Here is a 2,233-nt window from a genome sequence, read left to right on the forward strand (position 1 = left end):
AACGACCTTAAGCGTGCTTTTGTTGTCGCCGCAACGGATGGGCTTGATAAAGAGAAGGTTTCAAAGGCACTTATAGACAATCCGTTCGGAAACGGTTCAGAAAAAACACCTATTGTTATCCTGAAAAATTTCCGACAGTATCAGGAAAATTGATACAAAATGATACAATAAAGGGCGGTGCATCTGCATCGCTCTTATATTTTTGTAAACCCTTTGTTAGATTCAAAACAACAACTATTACTTATATTTATTTCTGCTTGCATTTAACAGAATTTTTCGTTATGATAAAAAATAAGAAGGGGAGGCACTTGCAGTGCATAGATGTGATGGCAGAGCGGCTGATGAGCTTCGACCGTTCAAGATTACAAAATATTTCCAAAAATATCCGGCCGGCTCAGTTCTGATAGAGATGGGAAACACAAAGGTTATCTGCGCGGCAACTGTAGAGGACCGTGTACCGTTGTTTCAGAGAGGAACAGGAATCGGCTGGCTTCGTGCGGAGTATTCGCTTTTACCGAGTGCAACTGAAACGCGTACAGCGCGTGAGTCTGCAAAAGGAAAACAGACGGGACGTACACAGGAGATACAGAGACTTATAGGACGTTCTTTGCGTTCAGTACTTGACCTGAAGGCGCTGGGTGAGCGCACGGTCATATTGGACTGCGATGTTATACAGGCAGATGGCGGAACACGCACCGCATCTGTGACAGGCAGCTTTGTAGCGCTGGTGCTGGCGCTTGACAGCATAATTCCAAAGGATCAGACATTTCCGGTCAAGGACTTCCTTTCGGCGGTCAGCGTCGGGGTATCGGAGGACAACGAACCGATTCTTGACCTCTGCTATGAGGAAGACAGCAGCGCCATGGTCGATATGAACGTGGTAATGACCGGCAGCGGAGAGTTTGTAGAAGTACAGGGAACCGGAGAGGGACGCCCCTTCCGGCGCGAAGAGATGGACACTCTGCTGGCGCTTGGTGAAAAAGGAAACAATCTCCTTATTTCATACATCAAAGACTGCCTCGGGCAGGAGCTCGACTGGCGGATTGGAAGCGTAAAATGAAGAAAATTGTTGTCGCTACAAAGAATAAAGGTAAAATCCGTGAAATGATGAACGCATTTGAAGGGCTCGATGTAGAGCTTGTTCCGCTTTCTGCATTCGGTGACATGCCGGATGCCGTTGAGGACGCTGAGACCTTTGAGGAAAATGCGCTTATTAAGGCACGGTTCTATATGGAAAAAACGGGAGAGGCATGTCTGGCGGACGATTCGGGGCTTGAGGTTGATGAGCTCGGTGGTGCGCCGGGAGTACATTCGGCCAGATTTTCCGGGTATCATGCGGACGACGCGTCCAACAACGCAAAGCTTTTAAGCGAGCTTGAGCGTGTGGGGAAAAAAGAGTCGCCTGCAGGGTACAGATGTGTGCTTGCATTCGTTGATACGGATGGTACCGAGTACACGGCAGACGGAGTCTGCCGCGGCGTTATAAAGCCCGTGGCACGTGGTGAAGGCGGCTTTGGCTATGACCCGTATTTCTATGTGGAAGACAATAAAACAATGGCAGAGCTTACGCTCGATGAAAAGGACAAAATCAGCCATCGCGGAGAAGCTCTGCGTGGCATGGCTGAGATATTGAAAAACTGCCTCGGATAAATACAAAATGCTTCCGGGACAGTCCTTTAGTGAAAAGATTTCTATAGAAAAAATGTATAGAAATTTTTTTATAAATAAGCAGGAATTTTGACATCAATGGCAAATATATTTATATATGGTATTTATTTGTGATGTCATGATTCATAACACAAAAGGAGGTTTTTGTTGTGCGTACTATCAAGACAGAAGAAATCACTGAGGTTGTTTCCCAGCTTTGCAAAGAAGCGGCCTACTATCTGCCTGAGGATGTCTACGAAGCTCTCAAAAAAGGCCGTGAGACAGAAGAATCCCCGGTAGGTCGTGACGTTCTCGATCAGATCATCAAGAACGCAGAAATTGCAAAAGCGGAGGATCGTCCGTACTGCCAGGATACAGGCCTTACAATTGTATTCGTGGAAGTCGGCCAGGACGTCCATATCGAAGGCGGTCTTCTTGAGGATGCAATCAATGCAGGCGTAGCAAAAGGCTATGTCGAGGGTTACCTTCGTAAATCCGTTGTTGCTGAACCGCTCTTCAACCGTGTTAATACGCAGAATAACACACCGGCTGTCATCTACACGAGCCTTGTTGAAGGCGACAAGAT

General features: G+C 47.0%; 3 protein-coding genes and 1 pseudogene. All 4 read left to right on the plus strand.

The features are described 5' to 3' along the window. A pseudogene (locus ACY69O_RS02460) lies at positions 1-153 on the plus strand (F420-0:Gamma-glutamyl ligase); the annotation flags it as partial. A 160-nt stretch (positions 154-313) separates the two neighbouring features. Further along, the gene (rph, locus tag ACY69O_RS02465; protein WP_462331884.1) at positions 314-1,060 is read left to right on the plus strand and encodes a ribonuclease PH; all 747 of its coding nucleotides are present in this window, start codon (positions 314-316) and stop codon (positions 1,058-1,060) included. Next, positions 1,057-1,650, plus strand: coding sequence for an RdgB/HAM1 family non-canonical purine NTP pyrophosphatase (gene rdgB / locus ACY69O_RS02470; RefSeq protein ID WP_462331885.1), 594 nt, complete (start codon positions 1,057-1,059; stop codon positions 1,648-1,650). Before rph ends, rdgB begins: the two co-directional genes overlap by 4 nt. Before the next feature lie 167 nt (positions 1,651-1,817). Continuing rightward, positions 1,818-2,233 (plus strand): fumarate hydratase (locus tag ACY69O_RS02475; protein ID WP_462331886.1); only part of this gene is annotated, 416 nt, incomplete at its 3' end.

It is taken from the genome of Schwartzia sp. (in: firmicutes) (assembly GCF_978017985.1).

What these genes read in the sequence shown, in the direction of transcription:
- rdgB (WP_462331885.1), top strand. Translation starts at nt 1,057, where the DNA reads ATGAAGAAAATTGTTGTCGCTACAAAGAATAAAGGTAAAATCCGTGAA.